At 64.0% G+C, this 5,809-nt stretch carries 7 protein-coding genes and 1 pseudogene; 2 read left to right on the top strand and 6 right to left on the bottom strand.

From position 1 onward, the window contains the following. Nucleotides 1-312, top strand: a pseudogene (locus BHQ40_RS26405) (SAM-dependent methyltransferase); the annotation flags it as partial. 192 nt (nt 313-504) lie between these two features. Beyond that, the gene (locus BHQ40_RS23720; protein WP_070158186.1) at nt 505-936 is read left to right on the top strand and encodes an anthrone oxygenase family protein; all 432 of its coding nucleotides are present in this window, start codon (nt 505-507) and stop codon (nt 934-936) included. A gap of 199 nt (nt 937-1,135) precedes the next feature. On the opposite strand, the gene BHQ40_RS23715 is transcribed toward BHQ40_RS23720, so the two are convergent. The 6 genes from BHQ40_RS23715 to rpsE form a co-directional block, all read right to left on the bottom strand. Further along, nucleotides 1,136-1,672, bottom strand: a complete 537-nt coding sequence (locus BHQ40_RS23715; RefSeq protein ID WP_070158182.1) for an SRPBCC family protein — start codon at nt 1,670-1,672, stop codon at nt 1,136-1,138. A 296-nt stretch (nt 1,673-1,968) separates the two neighbouring features. Beyond that, nucleotides 1,969-2,619 (bottom strand): adenylate kinase, encoded by a 651-nt coding sequence (locus tag BHQ40_RS23710; RefSeq protein WP_070158181.1) that lies wholly within the window; start codon nt 2,617-2,619, stop codon nt 1,969-1,971. 48 nt (nt 2,620-2,667) lie between these two features. Then, nucleotides 2,668-4,032: a preprotein translocase subunit SecY gene (gene secY, locus BHQ40_RS23705; protein ID WP_070158180.1), complete on the bottom strand. Its 1,365-nt coding sequence runs from the start codon at nt 4,030-4,032 to the stop codon at nt 2,668-2,670. Nucleotides 4,033-4,275: 243 nt separating this feature from the next. Continuing rightward, on the bottom strand, nt 4,276-4,815 hold the full coding sequence (gene rplO / locus BHQ40_RS23700) for a 50S ribosomal protein L15 (RefSeq protein ID WP_070158185.1): 540 nt from the start codon (nt 4,813-4,815) through the stop codon (nt 4,276-4,278). Between the two features lie 233 nt (nt 4,816-5,048). Then, on the bottom strand, nt 5,049-5,228 hold the full coding sequence (rpmD, locus tag BHQ40_RS23695; RefSeq protein ID WP_070158179.1) for a 50S ribosomal protein L30: 180 nt from the start codon (nt 5,226-5,228) through the stop codon (nt 5,049-5,051). 5 nt (nt 5,229-5,233) lie between these two features. Continuing rightward, on the bottom strand, nt 5,234-5,809 hold a 576-nt coding region (gene rpsE / locus BHQ40_RS23690), incomplete at its 5' end, for a 30S ribosomal protein S5 (RefSeq protein ID WP_083277125.1).

Raw genomic sequence — 5,809 nt, 5'->3', positions numbered from 1 at the left:
GGGCGGGAGAGGTTCGACCGGATATTCCTGTCCTACACGCTGTCGATGATCCCCGGATGGGAGCTGGCGATCGACGAGGCGGCCGATGCGCTGGCCCCCGGCGGCGCGATGCATATCGTCGATTTCGGGCAGCAGGAACGGTTGCCGGCGGCGTTCCGCAACGGCCTGTTCGCCTGGCTGGCGCATTTCCATGTGCAGCCGCGCGGCGACCTCAGGCCCGTGCTGGAGGATGTGGCGCAGCGGCGGCGGATGACGCTGGAATTTACGCCGCTGTATCGCGGCTATGCCTGGGCGGCGGTGTTGCGGGGGTAGCTCCCGTTCGGACTTGCCAAGCCGCGGCAATGCCGCGATACATGCCATGCCGAAAATAGAGTTGCAGGTCGGTAGCTCCTGCGCCCCGATACGGGGTTCTTCCCAGCCACGGCGTTGACCCAACCTGCTTGGGAAGACGCTGGCTATGGATTGGCGTCTTCCCGGCTCATGCCGAGGATATTCATCTTGCCGATGTCGATCGCCGCTCTTGTCTGCGCCACGCTTTTCACGGGCGCGGCGGGATATATCAGTCTTGTCGAGCATCCCGCGCGTTTACAGTTGGACGATGCCCCCCTTCTTGCGCAATGGCAGCCGAGCTATAGCCGGGCCTTGCCGATCCAATCCGGGCTGGCGATCGCCGGCGGCGTGGCGGGACTGGCCGCCTGGCATATGTCGGGCGAATGGCTTTATGTTCTGGGAAGCCTGGTGCTGCTCGCCAATTGGCCGTTCACGCTTCTGGCGATCATGCCGGTCAACAACCGCCTGAAGGCGATAACGCCGGATCAGGCCGGGCCGGAAAGCCGGACCCTGCTGCTGAAATGGGGGAAGCTCCACAATGTCAGGAGCGGCCTTGGCTGCGCGGCGGCCCTGCTCTTTGCCGTGGCGCTGGCGAGCGGGAACTAGCGGCTGGTTCCACAATGTTCGCCAAGGGCAAGCGGCCGGACGGGCATCCATTGGCTCTGCTATGGAGCATTCATGCAATGGTTGAGGCTCATGGATCCCGGATCAAGTCCAGGATGACGGCAGTGTGTTGGGATGGCGGGATTATATTGCGGCGATGATGTCCGCCCCCGTCCGCCATCGGGATCAGGCGTCCGACCGCTCAAGGCTTCCCCGTCTCAACAAAGCGCACCAGCCGCGCATGCTGTTCGCCGATCACGCCGTCTACGGGTGCGGCGATCGATGTATGGGGGAAGCGGGCGTAGCCGCCGACGACATAGTCGAAGGTCAGTATCGTGCCGCCGGATGCGGGGGCGAGGGTGATGGTGAGGGTGCCGGTCAGCGCCTCCCCCTGCAGCGGACCCAGCGCGCCGGACAGGCGCAGGCTCTTTTCCGGCGCGGCGAAGATCACGCGGGCATGTTCGGCAAAGCCGCCATTGGGCAACGTCTCGCAGAAGCAGCCGCCCGGCTTTGCGGCCAGGGTCAGATTGGCGGCGTCCTGCGACCAGCTATGTTCGCCGTTCCACCATTTGCCCGGCGTCAGCAATGCGGCCCAGACCGTCGCGGGCGGCGCCTTTACGGATGCGGTGTGGGAGACGGCGAAGCCGCTGTCGCTGCTGGACGCGACCTTCGCGGCGGCGGGCGTCGCGATGATCGCCAAGGCCAGCGCCGCGCAGGATGAAAAACCGACTCGCATCATGATGCTCCCCTCTTTGCGGGGAGCATCGGCGCGATGGGGAGGGGGATCAAGAGGTGGCGGGCGGTCGGCGGCTTGTGCGGGCCGGTCGCGAGGGGCGTGGCTCACCCGGAGGCAAACCCCTGCGCCGTTTGATGGCTCCGAAATGCAGCATGCTCCTGCGGAAGCAGGAGTCCAGAGCCTCAAGCGCTGTGTCCAGAACCCTGGGCTCCTGCTTTCGCAGGAGCACGAAGGTCGTTTTATGGCGCGCAGGGCTTAGGGGCCAGCGAGACTGAGGGAGGCTTACCGCCCCCCAATCCCTATTTCCCGTCGAGGATCGCCGCGATGGCGACGGTCACGTCGTCCATGTCGGCCATGCCGTCGACGCGGCTGACGATGCCGCGCGCCTCATAGATCGGCAGGATCGGCGCGGTCTTGGCGCGATATTCGGCCATGCGGGTGCGCACGGTTTCCTCATTATCGTCGGGACGGCGCTTGAACTCATGGCCGTGGCACTTATCGCACTCGCCCTCAACCTTGGGGGTCTTGAAGGTGTCGTGATAGCCCTCGCCGCAAGTGCCGCAGGTGAAGCGGCCAGTGATGCGCTCGACCAGCGCGTCCTCATCGACTTCCAGCTCGATCACATGGTCGAGGGTGCGCTTGCGGTCGGACAGGATGTCGTCGAGCGAGAGCGCCTGCGCCTCCGTACGCGGATAGCCGTCGAAGATGGCGCCAGTGGCCGCCGGGAGCGCGTCGAGCGCCTCACCGATGATGCCGGACACGATCTCGTCAGAGACAAGCTCACCCGCCTCCATCACCGCTTTCGCCTTCACGCCGGTCGGCGTGCCAGCCTTCACCGCCGCGCGGAGCATGTCGCCGGTGGACAGTTGAACCATGCCGCGGCTGTCCACGAGGCGAGTCGCCTGAGTGCCTTTACCGGCGCCCGGCGGGCCAAGCAGGATGATGTTCATGCGCGCAAAATCTCCCCTGTTATGCGTCGCCAAGAGGCAGGTGGCCCCTTAGCGCATGCGGCCCTTTAGCTTCGCCTTCTTGATGAGGTCGCCATATTGATGGGCGAGCAGATGGCTTTGAATCTGGGTCACGGTGTCCACCGTTACATTGACCACGATCAGCAAGCTAGTTCCACCAAGGTAGAATGGAATGCCGGCGCGGGCGATCAGAAATTCCGGCACCAGGCAGATGATGACCAGATAGGCCGCGCCGATGACGGTGATGCGGGTGAGCACATAATCCAGATAATTTTCGGTATTCTTGCCCGGACGGATACCGGGGATGAAGCCGCCATTCTTCTTCAGGTTATCGGCCGTCTCCTCCGGGTTGAACACAACCGCGGTGTAGAAGAAGCAGAAGAAGGCGATGCCAAGGCCGTACAGGGCCATATAGACCGGGCTGCCGTGCGAGAGATACTGGTTCAGCGTCAGGACGAAATCGCCCATCTTGCTGTCGCCGGCGACCGTCTGCCCCGCGAACTGCGAAATGGTGAGCGGCATCAGCAGCAGCGAGGAGGCGAAGATCGGCGGGATGACGCCCGCAGTATTGACCTTCAGCGGCAGGTGGCTGCGATCCGCCTGCATCATGCCCTGGCGCGTCTGGCGCTTGGGATATTGGATCAGCACCCGGCGCTGCGCCCGCTCCATGAAGCAGATGAAGGCAACCAGCGCGAGAACCAGGATCAGGAAGCCCATGATCAAGAGGCCGGAGATCGACCCTTCGCGGCCCGACTTGAACAGGTTGGACAGGGTGACGGGAAGCTGGGCGACGATGCCCGCCATGATGATGAGCGACACGCCATTGCCGATGCCGCGCGAGGTGATCTGCTCACCCAGCCACATCAGGAACATGGTGCCGCCGATCAGCGAGACCACCGCGGTCAGGCGGAACAGCATGCCCGGCTCCACCACCGCCTGCAGCCCGGACTGCGCGCCGAAGCTTTCAAGGCCGACGGCGATGAAATAGCCCTGAATCGCGGTCAGGCCGACCGTGCCATAGCGGGTATATTGGTTGAGCTTCTTGCGGCCGCTCTCCCCTTCCTTCTTGATCGCGGCAAGCTGCGGCGAGAGGGTCGAGGCGAGCTGCACCACGATGGATGCGGTGATGTAGGGCATGACGCCGAGCGCGATGAGGCTCATGCGCTGCAGCGAACCGCCGGAGAAGGTATTGAAGATATCGAGGATGCCGCCCTGCGTCTGCTTGTAAAGCTCCGCCAGCACGGTCGGGTCAACGCCCGGCAGCGGCACGAAGCTCAAAAAGCGGAACACGATCAGCGTGCCGAAGGTGAACCAGAGGCGCTTCTTGAGTTCGGTCGCCTGGCTGAATTTCGCCAGGCTAAGATTGGATGCAAGCTGATCGGCTCTCGATGCCATTCTTGGATAACCTTCAATGCGACGGGACAGACCCCGCCGGACTCGCCCCCCTTAAGGGAGTGCATACGGATCGTCTAGCATACACGTCATTCCTGCGAAGGCAGGAACGACAGGTCGCCACGGGCAAACCCGCTTCTGTCCCCAGTGCAGCGGGACCCCGCTTTCGCAGGGGTGACGGAAGCAAACAACCCCGCCGGCCCATATCGGGCAGCGGGGTCGTTCGTTCAAGCCGTTTGAACGGGCTTACTTCTTGCCGGCAGCCTTGGCGGCGGCCTTGGCCGAACCCTTCTTCGCCGCGGCCTTTTCAGCGGCGGGGACGACGGTCAGGATCTCGACCTTGCCGCCAGCCTTCTCGACCGCCTCGACAGCGCCCTTCGACGCGCCGGCGACGGAGAAGGTCAGCTTCGCGGAGAAATCGCCCTTGCCGAGCAGGCGGACGCCATCCTTGCCGCCGCGCGACAGGTTGGCGGCGCGCAGAGCGGCCTGATCGATGGTCGCCTTAGCGTCCAGCTTGCCCTCATCGACGGCCTTCTGGATCGCACCCAGGTTCACGATCGCGTAATCCTTGGCGAAGATGTTGTTGAAGCCGCGCTTCGGGATGCGCATGTGGAGCGGCATCTGGCCACCCTCAAACCCGTTGATGGCAACGCCCGAACGCGCCTTGGCGCCCTTCTGGCCGCGACCGGCGGTCTTGCCCTTGCCGGAGCCGATGCCGCGTCCAACGCGCATCCGGCCCTTGCGGGCGCCGTCATTGTCCTTGATGTCGTTCAGTTTGAAAGTCATGTCGTGCACTCGCTTTCGCTTTTGTCGCGCGAGGTTCGATTGCTCCGCAATCGAACCGATGCCCCAGCGAAGGCTGGGGCCGGGGGAGGCCAGAAAATCCCTCTCGGTATTTCCTAGCCGACTGAGATCCCAGCCTGCGCTGGGATGACGGGAGGGGCCGATATCCCACTTCCCAAAAAAACGAAAGAGGGGTTTCCCCCTCTTGCGTCCTATTCTTCATGTGCGCGGGGAAATTATCCCTCGATCACTTCCACCATGTGGGGGAGCTTCTTGATCATGCCGCGGATTTCCGCGCTGTCCTGAAGCTCGACCACGCGATGCATCTTGCCAAGGCCCAGGCCGATCAGAATCTTCTTCTGGCTTTCCGGGCGGCGGATCGGCGAACCGATCTGCTTGATCTTGATGGTTGCCATGTCCGTTACTCCGCAATCGCTTCGGCGTCAGCCGCAGCAACCTCAGCAGAGGCGCCGCCACGACGGAGCAGATCAGCAACCTTCTTGCCGCGACGCTGCGCGACCGACTTCGGGCTGGTCTGCTCACCAAGCGCCTCGAAGGTCGCCCGGATCATGTTGTAGGGGTTCGAGGTGCCGTTGGACTTCGTCACCACGTCGGCAACGCCCAGGCTCTCGAACACGGCGCGCATCGGACCACCGGCGATGATGCCGGTACCGGCGGGCGCCGAACGGACAGTGACCTTGCCAGCGCCGAAATGGCCGAGGCCGTCATGGTGCAGCGTGCGGCCTTCCTTCAGCGGAACGCGGACCATCGCCTTCTTGGCGGCGGCGGTCGCCTTGCTGATCGCCTCCGGCACTTCGCGGGCCTTGCCATGACCGAAGCCTGCGCGGCCCTTGCCATCGCCGACCACGACCAGAGCCGCAAAGCCGAAGCGCTTGCCGCCCTTCACGGTCTTGCTGACGCGGTTGATGTGCACCAGCTTCTCGATCAGTTCCTCGCCGGCTTCCTCGTCGCGGGGACGGCGGTCGTCGCGACGGCC

This window comes from Sphingobium phenoxybenzoativorans (assembly GCF_001757355.1).
In the GTDB taxonomy this organism is placed as follows: domain Bacteria; phylum Pseudomonadota; class Alphaproteobacteria; order Sphingomonadales; family Sphingomonadaceae; genus Sphingobium; species Sphingobium phenoxybenzoativorans.
Note: the sequence above shows the minus strand (reverse complement) of the source record. Positions and strands in the feature narration are given on the sequence as shown.